The sequence below is a fragment of the Stenotrophomonas maltophilia genome, from assembly GCF_013464485.1.
Taxonomy (GTDB): domain Bacteria; phylum Pseudomonadota; class Gammaproteobacteria; order Xanthomonadales; family Xanthomonadaceae; genus Stenotrophomonas; species Stenotrophomonas maltophilia_AW.
On record NZ_RAUX01000030.1, the window covers coordinates 83714 to 105984 of the forward strand.

Here is a 22271-nt window from a genome sequence, read left to right on the forward strand (position 1 = left end):
AAATGCCCTGACTCGAGGTATTCGCACTCGGATGAATGCCTTCAGCTTGGCGTCCGCATGCGGACCGCTGCCTTCACTATGGGGAGGGGTTGGTAGGCCAGTGGTTGGGCAGGGATACTGCGCCTGAAGCAAATGGTGATAGCCAGCATTTGACCACCTCCTGCCACAAGGACTGACAAGGACTGACCAGGACTGGCAGGACCGTGAGAGTAACGAAGCCCGCGACGTCTGCATGGGCCATTCATCGGAGAACGATGATCTGGGGTTCCGGTCGGGGTTGATCGCCAGGCAAGACCAGAAGTTCTCAACCCTTTTGCAACCGTCCGTGATTTCGGGTTAGAACCCTGGATCGCGTGGACGCCTAGAAGGCTGAGTGACTTCGGTCTACCACCAAGTGCCGGTATCATGTTGGAAAATGCGCAGCCGGCGCCCGGGCCGCACTAGTGCGATGTCTGAACCCATGCCTGCGGCGGTGAATCGCCCAGGATTTCGTAGACACCTCGCAGCCATAAACTATGGCTTAGGCGGAGGTGGTTATGAGCACGAAGCGTTACACGGATGAGTTCAAGATCGAGGCGGTACGGCAGATTGTCGAGTACGGCCGACCGGTAGCTGAGGTGGCTGAGCGACCAGGTGTGTCGATCCGCTGCTGTCCGATGTAGATCCCTCGTCGGTGTAGCCCACGCACTTCCGCCAGATGATGGCGCCGCCGGTCTAAATGTTCGGATCGGGGCCGGCAGGCCGGCCCCATTACTGCTCAGCCCATCGGATCCGAATCAGCAAGTTCAGATCGGCCAATCACAGCCCGCTGGGAGTTCACCGGCTCAGGGTCGGACAGGCCACGGAACGACTCGCCAAGGTCCAGCTCCCCCAGGTTGTACGTGCGCTTGTTTCGCAGCATGCCCAGGCCATCCTGCCACGCCAGGAGCATCCTCTTGCCGATTTCGCGGAAGCCCGGATGCTCATTGACTGCTTCACGCACCGCCGGTGCGACCTCGGAGATTGCCTGGCCAATCTGCTCCACGATCAGGGTTTGATCGCGCGCGGGCACCCCGAATACCGACACGATCGACTGCTGCAGGGTCCGGCCCGGATCCCAAGTCTTTCGACCACCCAAGCTGATGCCTGGCGGGTTCTTGGCGTATTGGCCATAGGCTGCCGTGGTGAGCATGTCGTAGACAGGCGTAGCCTCAACGTCGCGGCGGGATGTGTACCGAAGCGCCACGTTCTTCGCATGGCAGTCGGCATTCCTGAGCGCATAAGTCAACAGAACAACCGTGGCGAGATGTCGGTACGCCCTCATCCTGCGATCGGCAGGAACATGATCGCGAACAGCCCTGGCGATCCGCTCCCACGTGGTTTCGTACTTGTTCGCCGGCCGCATGCCGAGCAGCGCGCAGAAGTCCTCCATGCCCCATAGGGGCTGGCCGTCGTCATCCACGTCGAAGCGATCCACGACCAGCGCCTGTCCATCTCGCGAGATTTCAGTCTTGGCCGTGGGCAGCACCTTCGCCGCCACCTGCATCGACAGGTGCTCGTTGAGGGACACGAACGGCAGGTGCGGGGATGAGCCCTTGATGATGTGCCGGTGGGTGAACAGCGTTCCCTTCTTGTGGTTGCCCAGGCCGGTCAGCTTCTCCGTGTCCAGGAACTTGGGGACGACGCCAGAAACGCCGCTGGTGGCATGCTCGCGCACCAGTTCTGCGAAGGCTTCGGCGGAGTTGTCGCCCTGCAGGAGCGCGGCCACGTCAACCGGTTTGGCCGGCTCATTGAGCGCGGCGCCAGGGGGCGCGATCTGGATGCGCCCGATCATGTTCCTGCCGACCACCGACAGCAGGTTCATTGGGCTGCCGCCGATGTGGGGGCCGAACTGCTCCTGCAGCACCTGCAGCAAGTAGCCCTCGGGCAGGTTCATCTGGAAGATCGGGTGCAGCTGGTCGTCCCAGTCCCACGGCTCCCGCCGCACCGGCATGGTGAGCGACACGAAGTCGTCTTGCTCCACGTCATCGTGGTAACTGAGCCGGCTCGTGAAACTGTTCAGATCCTCCAGCGAGGCGACCTCACGCCCGTGCACATAGACGGACAGTTTCATCGGCGCGGCGCCATGTGCTCTTTCCGGAGCTCATCGAGGTTGCCGGCGGCCCCCTCTTCCTTGAACTCCAGCTCCATGCCCAGGGCGGACAGGACAGCAAGCAGCTTTCGGGATCCGAACTCGGAGACCCTCCCCAGCTCGAACCGAGACAGCGTGTCCGACGACACACCCGCTTGCGCGGCCACATCGGCCTGGGTCATGCGCAGGGCGCGCCGGCGATTGGCGACGGCCAACCCTAGTTCCGTGAGCGTTTGCATTAGACGTATGCACCTAACGAATGGGCGAACGGCCCGACTATTAGGGATATACGCCTAATTTGCAAGCGGCCAGCGCGGGCTTATGGATTCCGCCTTGCCGAGCACCTTTTGTGCTGATAACGTACGTGCCATATGCACACATAAGAATAACGGCTATGCAGGCACACCCCCGCGTGAACTCGTTCCGCCCCGTCGACGCTGAGTCCTTCCAGGAGAGCTCGCCGCACTTCGGCGACTTCGTGACCTGGAATCAGGGCCGATTGTGGCAGCTGATCAACTCCGAACCGGTGTACCGCCAGATGGCAGCGTTCTCCCTGCGTGGCTTGCCGGCGGTGGCCAGCATCACCCATCTGCTCGCCCCCATCCTGGCGCCGATCGACGAACTGGCCGAGACCGACCCGGAGGCGGGCAAGACGGCCGACCGCGCACGCCGGGCCATCGGGTCGATGGTACGCGCCGTCCTGGAGGCCAATGGCTTCCGGAAGACCGGGACGCAGCGAGCAGTACCACCGGAGCCGCGACGCCTGTTCGTCCGCGCCGAAGTCTACGAGCAGGCCCCGCCGGCACCGCCGGAGGAAGGGGAATCCTTCGACTGGGACAAGTACGCCGTGCAGGCCTCTTTTGCCAATGTGCGCAGCCTGTCACCCGACCTGGGCGGCCGGCCCCTGCCGTCGATGTACAGCCCCGACCGGCGCTGGTTCCTGTTGTCCTCCCTGGACATCGATGTCCCAACCGCTTCCGAGGACCAGCTGCGCATCGCGCTCGACGCGGTGAAGCGCAGCTACCAGGCCGAACGCAGCAAGCCGACGTTGAACTACCGCCGCCTGTGGGTGCACCAGATCGATTTCTACGAGCTGTGCAACCTGCTGTTCGGCCTGGTCAGTGATCCGGATGAATTCGCCGATCCTCAAGAACTACTCGAGTCCTGATGGCTAACTCCGGGGCTATCTCGCCGGGCTAGCAACTTTGTCGCGGTGCTTCCACTGGAACAATGGGTAAATCGCCCATTGCTACAAGGAAGTCCATGGAAGCTGTAAGCCCCGTCCTGGCAGACAACACCGATCACGACGCCCTCTTGGCCAGCTCCGCCAGGAGCTGGCGGAGAATGAGGCAGCCAGCAGGGCCTGGCGCGGACGCACCGAGCGCGCAGAAGCTGAAATCGAGCTTCTCCGTGCCCATGACGCTGCCCAGGAACTCGATGTGACCCAGTGGCGTTATGCGCTTCGCATCCTCCCTGTGCCCGATTGCACCCACTGATCCGCGAAGACCCATATTTGTTTCGCGTATTATCTATGTGTGTTACTGGCTTCTTCGGCTAAAGGCGGAAGTTCGCTTGGTTGATTTCAATGTTCAGGGGGCGGCTATACAGAGTCCTTCAAACAGCGATTTAAATGGCTGATATTAAGCGGCAAGCGAGAACTGAAGTCGGTATTGAGCCTGCAAATATTCGTAGGTGATGCCGTCGAACAATTGGGGGGAAAGCATGTATCTGAAGCACATCCGGGCGCGTAACTATCGCGCGTTTGGGGACGGCACAACTGCGCCTAAACTGGATTGGGAGCTCAATCCCGGGCTCAATATTCTTGTCGGCGAGAACGATGCGGGCAAGACCGGCATCGTAGATGCCATCCGGCAGGTGTTACTGACAACAAGCTATGAGCCCGTCAGGCTCTTCGAGCAGGACTTCCACATCGAAGGCAAGAGCCGTGCTCAAACGCTCAGCATCGAGGCTACGCTGTGTGGATTAAGCCCAGATCAAGAGGCATCGGTCCTCGAATGGCTCACCCTCGGTGTGGACGGAACCTGCTCGCTCATCCTCCATCTCGAGGCGCGCTACCACCCGCCACAAGCGACGAAGCGAGCGCGCGTCGAAACCGTCATTCGAACGGGCGCTGCTGGAACCGGACCGGAGGTCGGCTACGCAGTCAGGGAGCTTGTACGCGCGACCTATCTGAGACCACTGCGTGACGCCGAAGCGGAGCTGCGACCAGGCCGCCAATCACGTCTTTCGCAGATTCTTGGCGCTCACAACGACATCTCAGGCCAAGAGATGAACGACTTCGACAAGGCCTCGCCAAAGGACGTTCCTGAGCGCTTGGTCGGCTTGATGGCGTTTGCGCAGCACCACCTGGGTGAGCATGAGGTCGTCAAGGGCGTAGAGAAGGACATCAACGACAACTACCTCGGCCAGTTCGCGTTCTCGGGTGAGAAGCTTCAGTCGCGCATCCGCATCGCTCCCGACCTGTCGCTGACGCCAATTCTTGAAAGGTTTGAGCTGTCGTTGTTGCCCGGTGCGCACATCCATCCGGACGAACGCTGTGCGCGAGGCCTTGGTTACAACAACGCGCTGTTCATGGCCACCGAGCTGGTACTGCTTCGGGGCGGCGAGGAGCTTGCCCTGCTTCTCGTCGAAGAGCCCGAGGCTCACCTCCATCCACAATTGCAGGAACGCGTGATGGATCTGCTGAAGGAGCATTCCAGTGAGGAGCAGGCGGAGAAGCGCGTGCAGGTCATCATGACGACCCATAGCCCTTCGCTGGTCTCGACCGCACGCATCGAAGACATGACGCTGGTGCACAAGGCTCATACCTTTCCGCTGGCCGCCGGAAAGACAAAGCTCAACCGCACCGATTACTCGTTCCTACGCCGCTTCATCGACGCAACCAAGGCGAACTTATTCTTCGCCCGTGGCGTCATGATGGTTGAGGGGCCCGCCGAAGCCATCTTGGTTCCCGCTATCGCTGAGATGTGCGGGCGGTCATTCTCAAAACATGGTGTGTCGATGGTCAATGTCGGACACACGGGCCTGTATCACTACGCTCGTATCCTTCAGCGCGAGGGAGACGGTCCGGAAATTCCGATCCCTGTGGTCTGCCTGACAGACCGGGACATCGTTCCCGACGTCGCAAAGACATATGTCGCCAAACCCGCCAAGGGGAAGCGCTTCGATTCCGACTACTCGGCACTGGAGATGGCTGCAGCTGTGCAGAGGAAGAAAGAACGAGCTGAAGGCGGCAAGACTATCGTGTGTGTGTCAGACCGCTGGACGCTTGAGTTCGACCTAGCGTTACATGGCTGTGCGAAGCTGATGCACATGGCGATTTCGCTGGCAGCCAAGGCAAAGTCTCGCGATGAACGCCTTACAGAAACCGATGAGACAGCGACGTTGGTTGAAGCTGAGTTGAGCTGGACATCGCTGGAAGGTGCCGGGCACACCGAGGAGGAGCTGGCAGCGATCATTTACAAGCCGCTCCAAGAGAAGGACGCATCGAAGGCCATCGCCGCCCAGTACGCAGCCCAACTAGTCTGCACGGGAAAGTATGGAACAGGCGAAGACCTGTTCAAGGCTTTGCCTCCTTATCTGCAGGCAGCACTCTCCCACTTGACTATCGCTCCAGCCGCGAAGCCTGCAGCGACGGCTGACCCAGGAGCGGCAGTACCAACCGCGCTCACCGTGCCTGGAGCTGCAGCGGCAGTCCCGAGCTCCGCACTGCCCCCGGTGCCCGCAGCATTCCCTTCAGTTCCGTCGGCCATCCCGATCGTGGTGTCCCCAGTCGATCCGCCAAGCGCGTCGCCTGGTAGCACGCAGGAGAATGGAGCGTGAGCGCGGTCAGCCTTGAGTCGGTAGACCTAGCTGACCTCGCGACCTTAGCCAAGGACCTGAACTTCGATGACGTAGAACGCCGGAGCGCGCTACTAGAGAACGGTTCGCGTGACTTCAATGCGGTTCCGGGCAGCGGGAAGACTTCATTGCTCGCGGCCAAGCTGCTTTTGCTGGCCAGAAAGTGGCCACATGCGCGACGCGGCATCTGTGTTCTCAGCCACACCAACGTGGCTCGGGACGAGATTGCGCAGCGCCTGGCGGGGAGCACTGAGGGCGCGCAGCTCCTAAGCTATCCCCATTTCGTTGGCACCATCCATGCCTTTGTCAACCAGTTCTTCGCGATGCCTATGTTGCGAAGCCTGGGCCAGAAGGTCGATGTCATCGACGACGTCGTCTTCGCCGATAAGGCTAAGTCGCTTCTTCAGCTCGGCATGTTCTCGGGCCTTCGCGTGTATCTGGAGAACCAGAACAATGGCGACGGCATCGTCAATTCCTTGTTCTATCGGACGGCGGATCTGCAGGTGCAAGTTGAGAGCGGAACACTGCCCGGCACGCACACGGCATCATACAAGTCGCTAATGGCACTTAAGAAGATGCTGACTAAGGACGGCATCTTTCGGCATCGGGACATGTTCGCGTATGCCGACCGCGCGCTCAAGACCTGTCCGCATCTCGTGGATGTCGTTCACCGGCGGTTCCCGATGGTGTTTATAGACGAGATGCAGGACACGTCCTGGGACCAGGAGTCTTTCCTAAATCGCATCTTCGATGGAAAGTCGGTGATGCAAAGGTTCGGAGATGTAGACCAGAAGATTCTCTCAGACGAGGAGAACGCTGACCTTCTCACGTTCCCGCGGGGCGGTTACGGTTGCATCAGCACCAGTAAGCGGTTTGGTCCGGCCATCGCAAGTGCGGTGGGTAGCGTGCGCCTTAGCGGCAATGCCGTTGTTGGAGAGGGAACTGGCTCCCACGCGCCGGTCCTACTCCTGTACTGCACGGCAGATGTAGCCAAGGTGGTTCCGCACTATGGCCGCCTAGTCATCGAACGCTTGACCGAGGAAGACGCTGCGACACGGGTGGTGAAGGCAATGTGTACTCGAAAGTCGGGAGAAGGCAGGGTTGCGGCTGGACGTCACCTTGTGGATTATTGGCCGGCCTATGGTGAAGGCCAGCAAATCACCAGCATGCGTTCTGAGCGCTTCTGGGGGCTCGTCGGGGATGCAAAGAAGACCCTGCTGGAAGCATCGCTCAACTCGCGTGTTTCCGACGTCCGGAGAGCTCTGCTACTGGTGCTCCGCGCGGCAGGTGCGCCTCTGGTGGAGGGCGTTCGAGATGCACGTGCGCTGCCGCGGGCCGCAAGAGAGTTCGGGGCATCAATGCCGATTGAACGTCTTACCCGTCAACTGGCGATTTCTGGCGAGCAACTCTGTATCGTGGGCCAGCGCGATTCGACCATCCAGTTTGTGTATGAGGGACTCAAGTCGTACCTCCCGGATGGACTCGAGTTTGATGAGTTCTCAGCCCTGAGCGCATTTGATGAGCCAGGGCCGCAAGGAACGACGAGCCCGATCGTCTCTACGAAGTGTCAGGTCTCCCACTTGGGACGGAGTCTTGAATTTGGACTGGGCACGACAGCCGGAATGAAGGGCGAGACGCACTCCGCATCTCTGGTGATGGAGTCCTACGGAGGCACCAGCAGAAAATTTGACGTCGCGCTAGGGCTTGAATACATCGCCGGGATTGCCTCGAAGAAGCTCGACAAGCTCCCAAAGACACAGCAGGCCCAAATGCGGAATCTCTACGTTGCGATGTCCCGTCCAACTACGTTGCTGTGCCTAGCGGCAAACGAAGACCGAGTTCCGCCGGGATTGCGAACAGCGCTCTTGAACAAGGGCTGGCATATCGAGGCGGTGAGGTAAGAAGGAGACTGGGGTTAGCCCATGCACGTCTGCAGGCCAGCTACCTCGATGAGCAATTCGGCCGGAAGGTGGCAGGAGGTCGGTTGCTGGTTGGGTTCCTGCAGAAGGGGCAAGCCGTGCTCAAGGATCTAGGAGAGATTTAGGTTCAATTGCGATAGGGGCCGAATTCTGAGTTCAGCCCTGGCCGTAAGGGAAGAAGACCGCAATAGGCAAAGCTCACCCATGGACTAGGAAGATTCATCAGGGCAGGGTGGATGTCTGCTTCTGGCCGTATGGGGTCGTGCGACCCAAAGCGGCCATGGGTGCCGCCGCCGAGCCTACCGCTGGGTCCGGTTATACGCTGGCTTGTTAGCCGGGCCTCGCCGCCCTAAGATCGAACTGTATCAAGGGGAAAGCCACCATACGGTGCTTTGTGGATAAGCCGTATAGCCGGACCCACAAGTCTGTCTATTAGGTAGTTAGGCTTTTTGAGCATGTTTGTCGACATCAAATGGGGAAGTAATGACTAAGAATTCGTATGCAGCAGCCGGATCAGCTGCCGCAGCAATCGCAGCGGGAGCTGTTGCGTTCACGCCCGTAGGTATGGCGGGTGCGGCCGGCCTTGCTATTGCTGGCATAGTGGCTGCACTCGGAAAATCTCAGGAGGACTTGAAGGAGGCCGAGAATAAAGGAATCACGTCCCTCGAAGATGAGGCAAAGAAACAAAGAATTAATATGGAATTCCAAGCCCATCAGGCCCGGGTCGCGCAAGAGCTCGCCATATCCCAACGAATCTATTTCTCAGAATCAGTCGAGATAGAAGAGTTCTATGATGGGCAAGGAAAGGGATCCCTTGGCGTTAAGGGAGATGAATCTGGAATCACCCTTGGAGCTTCAGGCGAAGGACGTCGCGTTACCAAACGCGTCATCAAGTTCGCTGGGTGGGGCCTTTCGCCTCACCCAAACGAAGAAAAGGCCTAGCAGTTCATTCAAGCCGCCCCCGCTGCGCGGGTCGGCTTAATTCCAGAGTTGAATGTCCGCTCTCCTGGCCGATAGCGGACATAGGCCCCGCGGCGAATGTCAACCTCTTCTTTGGCGATTCGGCCAGAGCTCAATTCAATCTGATCAACTGCCTACCAGCTTGTCGACTTCGCCTGCGAAATGATCTTGGGATCTGGGAAGCTACCCTTGAGAATGCACCGAGGCGACCGCGATGCCGGCCGGATTTCCCCTCAGGCGCTATGCAAGTCTACAATATACCGTCAAATACCCAACGGATCGGCTAGCGATGACTCCACCCTGACGCTTGATTGAAGAAGCGACCCAGACACATAGGTCTGGAAGGGTGCCTGTTTCTTTCGTTTGGCGCGCACGGCTGTGCGCGGAGATCATTTTCTATGTCTGCAATTTATCCCCTGCGCCAGCAATGGCTCGGTAACATCCGTGGTGACCTGCTGTCGGGCATTGTCGTTGCGCTAGCCCTGATTCCTGAGGCAATCGCGTTTTCCATCATCGCCGGCGTCGACCCAAAGGTAGGTTTGTATGCCTCGTTCTGCATCGCCGTCATCACCGCCATCGCCGGTGGCCGCCCTGGCATGATCTCGGCTGCGACCGGCGCCATGGCGTTGGTGATGGTCACGCTGGTGCGCGAGCACGGCATTCAGTATCTGTTTGCCGCCACCATCCTGGCCGGCGTCCTGCAGATGCTGGCCGGCGCCCTGCGGTTGGGCTCGCTGATGCGCTTTGTGTCGCGCTCGGTGGTGACCGGATTTGTGAATGCACTGGCGATTCTCATTTTCATGGCGCAGCTTCCCGAGCTCATCGGCATGCCGTGGATGGTGTATGCGATCTGTGCTGTGGGTCTGGCAATCATCTACCTGCTGCCGCTGCTGACCAAAGCCGTTCCTTCGGCATTGGTGGCGATCGTGGTTCTCACGGCCGCTTCCATGTATTTCGGCTTCCAGGTACGCACCGTAGGCGACATGGGGGCGCTGCCTGACAGCCTGCCGTCGTTCCTGATTCCGGATGTGCCATTCACCTGGGAAACGCTCCAGATCCTGCTGCCGGTTTCGGCGACTTTGGCGGTCGTTGGCTTGTTGGAATCGCTGATGACCGCGCAGATCGTCGAAGACATGACCGTTACCCCGAGCCAGAAGAATCGCGAATGTGCGGGCCAAGGCTTGGCTAACACCGTAACGGGCTTCTTTGGGGGCATGGCAGGCTGTGCAATGATCGGCCAGTCGGTGATCAACTTCACTTCCGGTGGCCGGGGCCGTCTCTCGTGCCTTGTGGCCGGCGTGGTTTTGCTCCTTCTGGTTGTTTATGGGTCAAACCTGGTGAGTCAGATTCCAATGGCCGCACTGGTCGCGGTGATGATCATGGTCAGCATCGGCACCTTCAGCTGGCGCTCGCTGCGCGAGCTGGCCATTCATCCCAAGAGCTCTTCGGTCGTGATGATTGGCACGGTCATCGTGACCGTGGCTACCCACGACCTCGCCAAAGGCGTGTTGACAGGCGTGATCCTGTCGGCGGTGTTCTTCACCCGCAAGGTCGGCAAGATGCTGATCATCGACGACACCCAGGTCGAGACCGACTCGCGCGTCTACGTTGTGAAGGGGCAGGTGTTCTTTGCGTCTTCCGGACAGTTCGTGAGTAGCTTCAACTATCTGGATGTCCCCAAGGAGGTCATCATCGATCTGAAGGACGCACACTTCTGGGACCTGACCGCCGTTGATGCGCTCGACCGGGTAGTGATGAAGCTGCGCGAGCACGGCGCGACCGTTGAGGTGTTCGGTCTCAACGATGCAAGTGAGACCTTGGTAGACCGCTTGGGAAAGCATCGTACGCCAGGCGCCACACGGTCGTCGGGTCATTGAACAGATGAGCAAAGCGGGCACCGAGGGGTGCCCGCTTCCTTTTCGGCAGTCATCGAGTTGACATATGGCAAGGCAATACTTCGATTATTCTAGATAAATGGTTGCGATGACATGCGTCCCCTGAATGTTCTGTTCCTTTGCACAGGCAACTCGGCGCGCAGCATTCTTGCCGAAGCACTGGCCAGCCATTTAGGGCGTGACCGTATCCGCGCTTACAGTGCGGGCAGTCATCCCAAGGGCGTAGTTCATCCGGTGGCCCTGCAGGTGCTCGCCGAGATTGGCTTCGACGTTGCCGGGCTGTCGAGCAAGCCGTGGGATGCATTCGCAGGTCCGGAAGCACCGCAGATGGATCTCATCGTAACGGTGTGCGATCGTGCCGCGGGTGAAGCGTGTCCCGTGTGGCCAGGCCACCCGGCTACCGCCCACTGGGGCATCCCCGACCCGGCCGCAGTGCAGGGCAGTGCTGATCAGGTCCATAAGGCGTTCCTGAGCACGCTTCACCAGCTCCAGCACCGTCTCGGATTGCTGTTGGCGCTTAAGCCTGAAGCGCTGGACCGCATGGCCCTGCAATCGCAGGTGCGGGCGCTGGGCAATGGCGCCGAGGCTCACGCGCCAGATAACACCGGAGAAGCCTCCCCGATGTAGTCGCTGATCTGCCTTACTGCCTCGCGCGCGTATCGGGTCACCCCGATCAGCGTGGCCGATGCTGCGCCATTCCAGTCGCCATAGCCAAGCAGCCAAACCGATGGCGCTGCGACCGACCGAACCTGGGTGTCATCCACGTCGATCCGACCACGAGCGTTGACAATGCCCAGTCCTTCCAGGTGCGACAATGCCGGCCGGAAGCCGGTGCACCAGATCACCGCGTCGAAGTTGCGTTCGCTGCCATCTGCCCACTGCATGCCGGTGGCGGTGAAACGGACGGGTGGCGGCATGGAGACCAGTACACCGCGGCGCCGTGCGTCCACCACCGGCGGCACCATCACGATGTCGCCAAAACCATCCCGCGGAACATCCGGCTCGCGTCCTTCCTGCTGAGCCCTCCAGTTCTCGGTTGCGCGTGCGAACAGAACGCGCCCGTCGACATCGTCGGCCAGGAAGGCTGGCTCCCACTGGGTGATCCACGTGGTCTTGGCCACCTTGGAGACCTCGGCCAGAATCTGTGCGCCTGAGTTGCCGCTGCCGATGATGGCCACGCGCATTCCGGCGAAGGGTTCGGGATGGCTGTAGTGGGCCGAGTGCAGCTGCACGCCGCCGAAAGCGTTCAGACCTTCATATCCGGGCGTGCAGGGATGCCGCCACGTACCCGTGGCGCTGATCACTGCACGTGTCTGCCACTGCCGGCCGTCATCTGCTTCCACCCGCAGCCGGCTCCCCGAGCGGCTGATGCGTTTTACCTGCACGGGACGGATGACAGGCAGCGCATACTTATGCTCGTAGCGCGCGAGGTAGTCGAGCACTTCCGCCTGCGACGGGCACGGTTCCCGGGTAGCAGGCATCGGCCAACCGGGAATCGAGCTCCAGCCTGCCGGCGAGAACAGATGCAGGGATTTCCACGCGTGCTGCCACGCCCCGCCAGGTGACGTTTCGGCATCAAGAATCACATAGGACAGCCCGCTGCGACGCAGGAAGTAGCCAGCCGAAAGACCCGCCTGGCCACCTCCGATCACCACGACATCGACGCTGTCCATCGGGACTTCCTCATGCTGCAGCACCTAGGCGGTTCAGCGGCTCCGTGAATCGGCAGGAAAGTAGCTTTTGCCCAGGCGCAGGGCGACGTGGACCAGCAGAATCAGCACGGGCACTTCCACCAGCGGGCCGATAACAGCCGCGAAGGCTACCGGGGAAGCCAGCCCGAACGCCGCGATCGCCACGGCGATGGCCAGTTCGAAGTTGTTGCCTGCTGCGGTGAACGCGATCGCGGTGGTGCGGGGGTAGTCTTTGGCGATCAGCTTGCCCATGAAGAAGCTGATGACGAACTGGATGATGAAGTACAACGTCAGCGGGATCGCGATGCGTACCGCGTCCATCGGAATCCTCAGCACATCGCCTCCCTTCAGGCTGAACATCGCCACGATGGTAAACAGCAGTGCGGCGAGGGTTACCGGGCTGATGGCGGGCAGGAACGTCTCTTCATACCATTGCACGCCCTTGCGCGCCTTCAACCATCGGCGGGTGAGGAAGCCCGCCAGGAACGGGATACCAAGGTAGATCAGAACAGCCTCGGCGATGGTCCAGAAACTGACATCGATGACGCTGCCCTGCAGACCGAACACCGGCGGCAACCAGGACAGGAAGAACCACGCGTAGACGCTGAACAGCGCAATCTGGAAGATCGAGTTGAATGCCACCAGCCCAGCGACGTACTGGCCGTCACCGCGGGCAAGCTGATTCCAGACCAGCACCATGGCGATGCAGCGTGCCAGCCCGATCAGGATCAGGCCGGTCATGTACTCGGGGTAATCGCGCAGGAACAGCACGGCCAGGCCGAACATCAGGAACGGACCGACGATCCAGTTCTGCAGCAGCGAGAGCATCAGTACCCGTTTGTCGGCGAAGACCCGCGGCAGTTCCTCGTACTTCACTTTGGCCAGCGGCGGATACATCATCAGGATCAGACCAATCGCGATCGGGATGTTGGTCGACCCTATGGAGAGGCTGTTCAACGCGCTGGGCACACCCTCGAACAACGCCCCCATACCAACGCCGAGCGCCATGGCGGCGAAGATCCAGAGCGTGAGATACCGGTCCAGGAAGGACAGGCGGGAGGTATCAGTGGTCATGGGGATTTCCGGAAGGACGGTCAGTTGATCTGTGCGATCGGGTCGAGCCGGGCCTTGAGGGCCTCGCAGTCATCCCAGGCGCTGTCGGAGATCTCCAGGAAGGCCCTCAGGCGCGCCTTGATGATCTGGTGCGCGCGATCGAAGGCTTCGGCTTTCTCTCCGTCCGAGCCTTCAACGCCGGCCGGATCGAACAGGCCCCAGTGCACCCGTACAAAGTCGCCGAACACTACCGGGCATGCCTCGACCGCCGCGCTGTCGCAAACGGTGACGATCAGATCCATCGGCGCGGCATCCGCTTCGGCGAACTCGTCCCACGACTTGCTGCGAAGGCCGTCCACCGGGAAACCCTCGCGCTGCAACTGAGCAATGGCAAACGGGTTGACACGGCCGGCCGGCTGGCTGCCGGCGCTGAAGGACTCGTAGCGGTCTTGGCCCCACTTTTTCAGGGTCGATTCGGCCAACACACTGCGAGCGGAATTACCGGTACACAAGAACAGGACGCGACGGGTCATCTGAGCGATCTCTAAGGTGGGTTGGTCAGCAGCCTGCGGGGCGTTCACAGGCCTGTTCGTCGGCACAGCAGTTTTCAGTGAGGTAGGCCACCAGCTCGTTCATTGCCACGAACTCGGCCCGGTAGCAGATGGTCCGGCCACGTTGCTCGGCGCTGATCAGTCCCGCAGCCAGCAGTTCCTTCAGGTGGAAGGAGAGCGTGGCGCCAGGCAAGCAGAGCGTCTGGGCAATGTCACCGGCCAGCTTGCCGCCGCTGCCGGCCTGTACCAGCAGGCGGAAGATCGACAGGCGGGTGGCGTGGCCCAGGGCAGCAAGAGCGTGGGTTGCAGTGTTATGTTCCATAATTCTAGAATAATGGAATCGATATCGCAGGACAACCCCGTGCAGCAGATCCCCAACGTGGTCCCAGGTGCCTTGGACATCCCGACGGCCACCAAGCTCAACGACCCGGCCGCGCGGCCGCACCGCCCGCGCATCCTGATCCTGTACGGCTCGCTGCGGCCTCAGTCGTTCAGCCGCAAGCTGGCGCTGGAGGCGCAGCGGCTGCTGGAAAAGCTCGGGGCGGAAACCCGCCTGTTCGATCCACACGAGCTGCCGATGCTTGACTCGGTGCCAGCCACCCACCCAAAGGTGCAGGAGCTGCGCCAGGCCTCGCTGTGGTCGGAGGGCCACGTGTGGGTCAGCCCGGAACGCCATGGCACCCTTACCGCGGTATTCAAGAACCAGATCGACTGGCTGCCACTGGAAGAGGGCAGCGTGCGCCCCACCCAAGGCCGCACGCTGGCCGTGATGCAGGTCTGCGGCGGCTCGCAGTCGTTCAACGTCGTCAACGCGCTGCGTGTGCTCGGCCGGTGGATGCGGATGGTGACGATCCCCAACCAGTCCTCGGTCGCCAAGGCCTGGCAGGAGTTCGACGACGAAGGTCGAATGAAGCCTTCGGCGTACTACGATCGCGTGGTGGACGTCATGGAGGAACTGGTCAAGTTCACCCTGCTGGTGCGTGGGCGCAGCGACTACCTGGTGGACCGTTACAGCGAGCGCAAGGGGGCCATCGAGGCGGCGGCGCTGGCGGCCGCTGCAGGGGTGGTGGAAACTGTTTTTAACGAGGAGGAAAGTGCGTGAACGCGGTCATCTACCACAACCCCAAGTGCGGCACCTCGCGCAACACTCTGGCGATGATCCGCTTCGCCGGGATCGAGCCGGAAGTGATCGACTACCTGGCCCACCCGCCCAGCCGCGCGCGCCTGGTCGACCTCATCAGGGCCGCGGGCTTGAGCGTGCGCGACGCCATCCGGCAGAAGGGCACTCCTTATGACGAGCTAGCATTGGGCGATGCGGCACTGAGCGACGACGCGTTGCTTGATGCCATGCTGGCGCACCCAATACTCATCAATCGTCCTTTCGTGCAAACCGATAATGGCACGCGCCTGTGCCGGCCTTCCGAACTGGTGCTGGATATCCTGCCGAAGCTTCCCGGACCATTCCGGAAGGAAGATGGAGAGTTGGTGGCCGAGCACAGGGGAGGCCCGGCGACCTAATCTGGGTGCTGGGCCGGGCTGGCCGCCTTTGAGAACAACCGGAGATCCTGCCCCATGCCGACGCTCCATCCCGCAAAAAGCGAAAGTGCGTGGCGTGTCTTTCTGGTGTTCCTATGACTGGGACTGACCTCGTTCGGTGGCCATCTGAGCTACTTCCGCCTCGAGTTTGTCGAGCGCCGCCGGTGGCTGACGGACCGTAGCTACTCGGATCTGGTGGCCTTGTGCCAGTTGCTGCCAGGCCCAGCCAGCAGCCGGTTGGGATGTTGCTGGGCTTGGCTCGCGCCGGCTGGCCGCCTGGGCAGGTTAATCGCATGGGTCAGGTCGCGTTGGCGCTGCACCAGTTCGGCTACGCGCGCCGCCATGCGGTTGGAATGTTCGATGATGACCTGGATCTGCGAGCGCGGCGAGACCGGGCAGCGTCGAATCCCCGCTAGGAAGCGGATCCTGCCAGATCGGAGGGCAGCTGTCGGCCAGAAGTGGATGCTGCAATCATTGCTGCCTGAGCCCACTCTCCAAAGGCAAGGGGGAGCGCCTGCTGTTCGCCCGCTGTCACATCAACTGCGACTAGCTGAAATCTTTGATCGCCTACCTGGCAGGGCATTCCGCGCACCAGCATCCTGTTCGATCTGATGACTAATGATTCTCAGGACTTGCTGCGGTACCGGTGTGCGGCTACCTCGCTATCACTACTTGATCAGGAAGTCATTCAGTGATTTTCCACTTGCTACCAGCTCGGCTATCCATCGCGGTTGCCGTCCTCGACCGGACCACGTCTGGCCGCGCACTGCAGGATTGCGGTACTTGGGAGCGATCTTGGACACTGTCGATTTGGCAGGCCTCCGATCACCTCGCTTCTTGGCGGTTTCGGAGGGCACGATCACTGAAGCGCCGTAGAGTTCCTCTATCGTGTATCCATGATCCTTGACGTACTTGTTGATCTTGGCGCGCATCGCTGTGGCCTTAGGGCGTGACAGCACCTTGGACTGCTGCTTCTCCGCCTGAGCAATCAGTGAGCGAAGTTCCTTGGCAGAAAGGCCGCTGATATCAATAGTCATGAACTCTTCCCCGATGTCGAGGCCCTAGCCTATTCTCAAATGACATTGCGTGTCACTCCATGTCCACTATGAGTCGCTCAATCTCAGGATCGACTACTAAAAAGTGGATCGTGTTAGCTACTCTCTCACTACACATGATTTTCACGTGGCATATGGACCTGAGGACTAAAGACGCGCCGTGAGTGATTGCTGTGGCGTCGCCAAGAGTTCTTTGAGATCGCCAGTTTGAGGCATTGGATGAATCGACGTTAGACTCAAGCGCTTTCCGTAGCAGATCAGGGAGGCAAGGCGCATAACCGTGAGATCAATTCCCTTCATTGTCGCTGCCGCGTTGGCGGGAACTTCGCTGGCTGCAGATGCTTCTGAGGATAACCTCCATAGAGATCCTTACTTTGATCCAGGAGGCGCCGTCAGGTTCAACTATGGCTGGCTCGACTACGGGCCGACCAGCCGCCTGCAGCTTGAACTGCTGCGTGCAGACCTTGACGCTGGAACCGGACCGTTCTCCTTTTCTGCCCAGTACCGCTGGTATGACGGCTTCGACGCCGTGCATCACGCGTACGCGGGCTGGCAGTTCTCCGATGCTACCCAGCTGAAGGCAGGTATCCAGCAGATCCCGTTCGGGCTGCTCCCTACCGTTTCGCAGAGCTTCTGGTTCGGCTCCGGCTACTACTTGGGCATTGAGGATGATTACGATCCGGGCCTTGTAGTGATTCACCGCACCGGCAGCACGACCTGGCATCTCGGCTGGTTCTCCGGAGACGAATACGGGTCCGGGGCTCGCTATGATCGCTACTCCTTTGATGTCGCGCAGACCGAGGCGTTGCCGTATCGCGAGCGGCAGCGACTGCATGCACGCGTGGAGAGTGCGCGCGCCTGGGGCGGCGGCGAGCTGTTGCTGGGCGCATCAGCGTTTGCTGGCAAGGTGCAGAACACTCAGACACGGCGTCACTACGGTCATCAGGGCGCGGCCCTCCATGCACAGTGGCAGCGCGATGGTTGGACCGCGCAGTTGCAGTGGGCGCGGTACCGGTATGACGTGCCCGGAGATCGCATCGCAATGTCGGCGTTCCAATTCCCCTTCCAGGTTGCAGCGCAGGCGGATGTGCCAAGCGCCAACATCGCCTATTCGTTCGGCCAGAAGGGCTGGCTGGATGACATCACCTGCTATAACAACCTCAGCATGACCCGCCCGGTCGGGCACCGCGCGGGCCTTCGTGATTCGTGGCAGAACGTGACCGGTTGCAGCCTGCAGAAAGGCATCATGCTCACCTATGTCGACTGGATCGCTGGCCGCAACATGTGGTTTGCCGGTGGTGATGGTATCGGCATCGACGAGGGAGGACCTTCCCGCTGGCATTCACGGCTGAACTTCAACATCGGCTTCTACTTCTGATCGGCCTCGCGCAAGCCGGAGGCTTCTTCACCCAACAACACGGAGGTATCCATGCAGAGCACGGCTCCGCAACATCCCCCCGTTCGCCAGCGGATTCTTCCGCAGGTGTTCATTCCCACGGCAGCCATCGTCATCGCGCTGCTGGCGCTTGCTGCCATCGCGCCCGATATAGCCACGCGGTGGTTCACCGCGGCCAAGTCATGGGCTGCCAATGATGCAGGCTGGTTCACCATCCTTGCGGTGGCCGGCTTCCTGGTCTTCGTCGTCGGCGTCGCCATCAGCAGTTACGGTCGCATCAAACTCGGCCCTGACCACAGTACGCCGGACTACAGCTACGGCTCCTGGTTCGCCATGTTGTTCGCTGCCGGCATGGGCATCGGTCTGATGTTCTTCGGCGTTGCCGAGCCCATCATGCACTACGCCACGCCGCCGGTCGGCTCGCCCGAGTCAGCCGCCGCTGCCCGCCAAGCCATGCGCATCACCTTCTTCCACTGGGGCATCCACGCATGGGCGATCTACGCGGTGGTAGCGCTGTCGCTGGCGTACTTTGCGTACCGGCACAATCTCCCGCTGCGTGTCCGTTCCGCGCTGTATCCGCTCATCGGCGACCGTATTCACGGCCCGTTGGGCCATGCCGTAGACACGTTTGCCGCGCTGGGTACCATCTTCGGCCTGGCCACCTCGCTGGGACTGGGCGTCATGCAGATCAACGCCGGTCTGAATTACCTGTTCGGCCTGGAGGTCAGTACGCTCGCCCAGGTTGGCTTGATCACCGTCATCACACTGGTGGCCACCGGCTCCGTCGTGGCTGGCCTGGACAGCGGCGTACGCAGGCTGTCCGAGCTCAACATGATCCTGGCGGCGGCGCTGCTGGCCTTCGTGCTGGTCTGTGGACCCACCGTGCACCTGATGCAGGCACTGGTGCAGAACACCGGCATGTACGTTTCCCAGCTGTTCTCGATGACCTTCAACCTTTATGCCTACGAACCCACGGGTTGGCTGGGTGGCTGGACGCTGTTCTACTGGGGCTGGTGGATTGCCTGGTCGCCCTTCGTTGGCATGTTCATCGCGCGCATCTCACGTGGACGCACCGTCCGTGAGTTCGTGGTGGGGGTGTTGCTTGTGCCGCTTGGCTTCACATTCCTGTGGATGACCATCTACGGCAACACCGCGTTGCACATGGTGCGGGCGGAGGGCATCCAGCAGTTGGTGCAGGCGGTCTCAACCGACAGCTCGATGGCGCTCTTCGAGTTCCTGGAGCACCTGCCGCTGACCATGCTGACCTCTTCGCTGGCGGTCATCCTGGTTGCGCTGTTCTTCGTAACCTCAGCGGACTCCGGTGCCCTGGTAATCGACATGCTCACCTCGAAGGGTGAGGAGGAATCGCCGGTCTGGCAGCGGATCTTCTGGGCGCTGCTGGTCGGCGGCCTGGCGATTGCATTGCTGGTGGCTGGCGGGCTGGAATCGTTGCAGGCGGCCACCATTGCCAGCGCGTTGCCATTTACGATCGTCATGATCCTGATGTGCTGGGGACTGCTGAAGGCCATGCATCTGGATGCCACCAAGCGCTCGATCCTGCGCGAGGCACGTATCCTGCCAGGCACCAGCGAGGATTGGCGGGCGCGCCTGCGCCTGCTGGCGCACAACCCGTTGAAGATCGAGGTGACCGGCTTCATCGAGCAGCGCGTCATTCCTGCATTGGAAGAGGTTGCCGCTGAGCTTCGCAAGCAGGATCTGCCGGTCCAGGTCTCCAAAGGGGAGGACGGTCGTGCGTGGCTGCAGGTTGGCCATGGCGAGGAGATGGACTTCTTCTACTCCGTACGGCCCCAGCCCTATGAGGCGCCGACGTTCGCCCTGCAGGATCCCCGTCGAACGGTCAGCGAGGGTACCCGTCATTACCGTGCGGAGGTCTATCTGCGGGAGGGCGGGCAGGACTACGACGTCATGGGGTGGACCAAGGTTCAGCTCATCCACGATGTGCTCGATCAGTACGAGCGCCACCGTCAGTTCCTGGACAAGGTGCGCTCGTAGAATCCGTACACAGATGCCGCCCGGAGGAGCGGCATCTGCCTTGGGCCGGGCGTGACCCTGCGTTGACGTGTCCTCGGCGCCCGACCGTGTTATTGATGGCGCAATTGCCCAGGAAGTTGCCCGTGCTCACCAGATTGAGGCTTGCAGCCAGCAAAGTTACAAAGCGGATGTGGTTCCGCTCGACCCTGTATGGCGCCCTGGGCATCATCACGGCGTTGGCCGGCGCGTTCCTGAAGTTCCTCATTCCCACCGGCCTTGCCGCACGGATCGGCGCCGATTCCGTCGGTAACATTCTTGGCATACTTGCCGCGTCGATGCTGACGGTCACCACCTTCTCGCTGTCCACCATGGTCTCGGCCTACGGGTCCGCGTCGAGCAGCGCCACCCCGCGCGCGGCCCGCCTGCTGATCGAAGACACCCGGGCCCAAGGTGCGCTGGCCACCTTCATTGGTGCCTTCCTGTTCTCGATCGTGGGCCTCATCGCGCTCAGCACCGGCATCTACGGAGACAGCGGCCGGCTTGTGCTGTTCGGGGCAACCATCGCGGTCATCATCGTCATCACAGTGACGTTGCTCAGGGCTATCGAGCAGTTCTCACGCTTTGGCCGCGTTGGCGAAACCATCGATCTGGTGGAGCGGGCGACCAAAGCGTCAATGAAGCGCCGCTCCGAGGAGCCTCGGCTCGGCGGAGCCAGTGCGGTGCCGGTAGGGGAGGGGGCGGTACTGCTGGTTGGCGATCAGGTGGCCTACGTTGAACATGTGGACGTCGCCCGGATCGACGGCATTGCACAAGAACATGATCTGCGCGTTCATCTGCTCTGCCAGCCGGGTACGTTTGCGACCCCAGTCCGTCCTTTGATAGCCATCGAGGGAAATCCGCTTCCGGACGTGCAGAGTGAAGTGATCTCAGCCATTTCCTTCAGTGACGCGCGCTCCATCGAGAATGACCCACGGTTCGGGCTCGTCGTGCTTGCCGAAATTGCCCAGCGAGCCATGTCACCTGCGGTGAACGACCCTGGCACCTGCATCGACGTCATCGGGACCTGTGTCAGGCTGCTCTGCGCATGGTCCAGCCACACCGGGGACGCTGCGACGTGTGATGTGCTCTATCCGCGTGTGCACGTTCAGTGCCTCGATGTCCGCGACATGTTCGAGGATGCATTCACACCCATCTCCAGGGATGCGGCCGGCTCGCTGGAGGTCAACATCCGGCTGCAGAAGGCCTTCGCAGCGTTGGCAGGGTCCTCGAATGAAGCGACAAGAGTTGCATCACAGACCCATGCCCGCATCGCACTGGAGCGCGGCCTATTGGCCATGGATTTCGAAGCTGATCGCAAGGCGCTTCGAGTCGTCGCATCTTGTTTGACTCTGGAAGATGTGGACCAACGTTCGTAGTATCTTCCTATCAATGCCTTTGAAGCGCTGCGCTGGCTATCAGTGCTCGGCTGTGGTCTAGATCACAGCCGGTCAGCTCACCTTCCACAGCATGTATGCGGCAGTAATGAAGATCAGTATTGCAAATACCGTGTTCAGAGCTCCACGATAGTTGGCGAGCTTCGTCGAAGTTGCTGCACCTGCAACACCGCCAGCCATGCCGGCAACGACGAAAACTGCCGCGAGCTTCCAGTTGATCAGACCTGCATGCGCGTAGTTAAGTGCGGTGGTCATGCCAAATGCGGCGACGGCGACGAGCGAGCTTCCGACGGCGGCGATGATCGGCATTCTCGTCGCGGCCACCAGTGCGGGCACGATGAGGAAACCTCCACCAATGCCAAAGAAGCCGGAAAGCCCGCCGGCGGTGGCGCCCAGTCCAATCAGTGCTGGCGCGTTGCGTCTGCCGAGCCTAGCATCTGCGAGTCCAGGCGAGTTGCGCCTGCGAAGCATGGCGATGCCGACAACAACCATGACCACAGCAAACAGTGCCAGCAGTCTCTTGCCGTCGAACGCCTTGCCCAAGCTGGAACCGAGGTATGCGCCCGCGATCCCCACCAAGGCGAAGACCGAGGCACAGGGCCAACGAACATTCCCTCTACGGGCATGCATCACCAGATTCGACACCGCATTGACCGCCACTGCCAGGGCGCTGGTTCCGATTGCCACATGCGGATTTTCCACTCCGACCACGTAGAGCATCAGTGGTACCGCCAGGATGGATCCGCCTCCACCGACCACCCCCAGGACGAAGCCGACCAGGATGCCAGACAGGCCGCCCAGCACCAACTGCAGCAGAGA

The 22271-nt window shown here is 60.9% G+C and carries 20 protein-coding genes and 1 pseudogene; 13 read left to right on the top strand and 8 right to left on the bottom strand.

The window, feature by feature from the left end:
• Nucleotides 1–536: 536 nt before the first annotated feature.
• Nucleotides 537–641, top strand: a pseudogene (locus D7Y61_RS13665) (transposase); the annotation flags it as partial.
• A gap of 116 nt (nucleotides 642–757) precedes the next feature.
• On the opposite strand, the gene D7Y61_RS13670 reads toward D7Y61_RS13665, so the two are convergent.
• Nucleotides 758–2092 (bottom strand): type II toxin-antitoxin system HipA family toxin, encoded by a 1335-nt coding sequence (locus tag D7Y61_RS13670; protein ID WP_180866802.1) that lies wholly within the window; start codon nucleotides 2090–2092, stop codon nucleotides 758–760.
• Nucleotides 2089–2349 (bottom strand): XRE family transcriptional regulator, encoded by a 261-nt coding sequence (locus D7Y61_RS13675; RefSeq protein WP_258010363.1) that lies wholly within the window; start codon nucleotides 2347–2349, stop codon nucleotides 2089–2091. Before D7Y61_RS13675 ends, D7Y61_RS13670 begins: the two co-directional genes overlap by 4 nt.
• Nucleotides 2350–2504: 155 nt before the next feature.
• On the opposite strand from D7Y61_RS13675, the gene D7Y61_RS13680 reads away from it, so the two are divergent.
• The 6 genes from D7Y61_RS13680 to D7Y61_RS13705 all read left to right on the top strand — a co-directional run bounded on the left by D7Y61_RS13680 (nucleotide 2505) and on the right by D7Y61_RS13705 (nucleotide 11372).
• Nucleotides 2505–3278 (top strand): hypothetical protein, encoded by a 774-nt coding sequence (locus tag D7Y61_RS13680; RefSeq protein WP_180866804.1) that lies wholly within the window; start codon nucleotides 2505–2507, stop codon nucleotides 3276–3278.
• A 554-nt stretch (nucleotides 3279–3832) separates the two neighbouring features.
• Nucleotides 3833–5953: an ATP-dependent nuclease gene (locus tag D7Y61_RS13685; protein WP_219627920.1), complete on the top strand. Its 2121-nt coding sequence runs from the start codon at nucleotides 3833–3835 to the stop codon at nucleotides 5951–5953.
• Nucleotides 5950–7872, top strand: coding sequence for a UvrD-helicase domain-containing protein (locus D7Y61_RS13690; RefSeq protein WP_180866805.1), 1923 nt, complete (start codon nucleotides 5950–5952; stop codon nucleotides 7870–7872). Before D7Y61_RS13685 ends, D7Y61_RS13690 begins: the two co-directional genes overlap by 4 nt.
• A 501-nt stretch (nucleotides 7873–8373) precedes the next feature.
• Entirely contained in the window at nucleotides 8374–8832 is a 459-nt protein-coding gene (locus tag D7Y61_RS13695) for a hypothetical protein (protein ID WP_180866806.1), read from the top strand.
• 416 nt (nucleotides 8833–9248) lie between these two features.
• Entirely contained in the window at nucleotides 9249–10727 is a 1479-nt protein-coding gene (locus D7Y61_RS13700; protein ID WP_219627921.1) for a SulP family inorganic anion transporter, read from the top strand.
• Between the two features lie 111 nt (nucleotides 10728–10838).
• Nucleotides 10839–11372 (top strand): arsenate reductase ArsC, encoded by a 534-nt coding sequence (locus D7Y61_RS13705; RefSeq protein ID WP_180866807.1) that lies wholly within the window; start codon nucleotides 10839–10841, stop codon nucleotides 11370–11372.
• Here the strand turns inward: D7Y61_RS13705 and D7Y61_RS13710 are convergent.
• Genes D7Y61_RS13710 through D7Y61_RS13725 form a run of 4 tightly spaced genes read right to left on the bottom strand, consistent with a single transcriptional unit; the run spans nucleotide 11333 to nucleotide 14362 of the window.
• The gene (locus tag D7Y61_RS13710) at nucleotides 11333–12418 is read right to left on the bottom strand and encodes an ArsO family NAD(P)H-dependent flavin-containing monooxygenase (RefSeq protein WP_180866809.1); all 1086 of its coding nucleotides are present in this window, start codon (nucleotides 12416–12418) and stop codon (nucleotides 11333–11335) included. The two genes, D7Y61_RS13705 and D7Y61_RS13710, sit on opposite strands and share 40 nt — an antisense overlap.
• Nucleotides 12419–12451: 33 nt before the next feature.
• On the bottom strand, nucleotides 12452–13510 hold the full coding sequence (gene arsB, locus D7Y61_RS13715) for an ACR3 family arsenite efflux transporter (protein WP_180866811.1): 1059 nt from the start codon (nucleotides 13508–13510) through the stop codon (nucleotides 12452–12454).
• 20 nt (nucleotides 13511–13530) lie between these two features.
• Nucleotides 13531–14022: an arsenate reductase ArsC gene (locus D7Y61_RS13720; RefSeq protein ID WP_032954697.1), complete on the bottom strand. Its 492-nt coding sequence runs from the start codon at nucleotides 14020–14022 to the stop codon at nucleotides 13531–13533.
• Between the two features lie 25 nt (nucleotides 14023–14047).
• A complete protein-coding gene (locus D7Y61_RS13725; RefSeq protein WP_005420865.1) occupies nucleotides 14048–14362 on the bottom strand; it encodes an ArsR/SmtB family transcription factor in 315 nt (104 codons plus the stop codon).
• 39 nt (nucleotides 14363–14401) lie between these two features.
• On the opposite strand from D7Y61_RS13725, the gene arsH reads away from it, so the two are divergent.
• The 3 genes from arsH (at nucleotide 14402) to D7Y61_RS22795 (ending at nucleotide 16188) form a co-directional block, all read left to right on the top strand.
• Entirely contained in the window at nucleotides 14402–15142 is a 741-nt protein-coding gene (arsH, locus tag D7Y61_RS13730) for an arsenical resistance protein ArsH (RefSeq protein WP_031269347.1), read from the top strand.
• Complete coding sequence (arsC, locus tag D7Y61_RS13735; protein ID WP_065178723.1) at nucleotides 15139–15558, top strand: arsenate reductase (glutaredoxin); 420 nt, start codon at nucleotides 15139–15141, stop codon at nucleotides 15556–15558. The genes arsH and arsC overlap by 4 nt, the downstream gene beginning before the upstream one ends.
• A gap of 144 nt (nucleotides 15559–15702) precedes the next feature.
• On the top strand, nucleotides 15703–16188 hold the full coding sequence (locus tag D7Y61_RS22795; RefSeq protein WP_427916740.1) for a chromate transporter: 486 nt from the start codon (nucleotides 15703–15705) through the stop codon (nucleotides 16186–16188).
• Nucleotides 16189–16244: 56 nt separating this feature from the next.
• Here D7Y61_RS22795 and D7Y61_RS13745 read toward each other — a convergent pair whose 3' ends face one another.
• Nucleotides 16245–16613: an H-NS family nucleoid-associated regulatory protein gene (locus tag D7Y61_RS13745; RefSeq protein ID WP_134967888.1), complete on the bottom strand. Its 369-nt coding sequence runs from the start codon at nucleotides 16611–16613 to the stop codon at nucleotides 16245–16247.
• Between the two features lie 298 nt (nucleotides 16614–16911).
• On the opposite strand from D7Y61_RS13745, the gene D7Y61_RS13750 reads away from it, so the two are divergent.
• The 3 genes from D7Y61_RS13750 to D7Y61_RS13760 all read left to right on the top strand — a co-directional run bounded on the left by D7Y61_RS13750 (nucleotide 16912) and on the right by D7Y61_RS13760 (nucleotide 21434).
• The gene (locus tag D7Y61_RS13750; protein ID WP_180866813.1) at nucleotides 16912–18009 is read left to right on the top strand and encodes a hypothetical protein; all 1098 of its coding nucleotides are present in this window, start codon (nucleotides 16912–16914) and stop codon (nucleotides 18007–18009) included.
• 51 nt (nucleotides 18010–18060) lie between these two features.
• Nucleotides 18061–20040, top strand: coding sequence for a BCCT family transporter (locus D7Y61_RS13755; protein ID WP_180866815.1), 1980 nt, complete (start codon nucleotides 18061–18063; stop codon nucleotides 20038–20040).
• A 122-nt stretch (nucleotides 20041–20162) separates the two neighbouring features.
• On the top strand, nucleotides 20163–21434 hold the full coding sequence (locus D7Y61_RS13760; protein WP_180866817.1) for a DUF2254 family protein: 1272 nt from the start codon (nucleotides 20163–20165) through the stop codon (nucleotides 21432–21434).
• Nucleotides 21435–21506: 72 nt separating this feature from the next.
• Here D7Y61_RS13760 and D7Y61_RS13765 read toward each other — a convergent pair whose 3' ends face one another.
• Nucleotides 21507–22268 (bottom strand): sulfite exporter TauE/SafE family protein, encoded by a 762-nt coding sequence (locus tag D7Y61_RS13765; protein ID WP_180866837.1) that lies wholly within the window; start codon nucleotides 22266–22268, stop codon nucleotides 21507–21509.
• Nucleotides 22269–22271 lie beyond the last annotated feature (3 nt).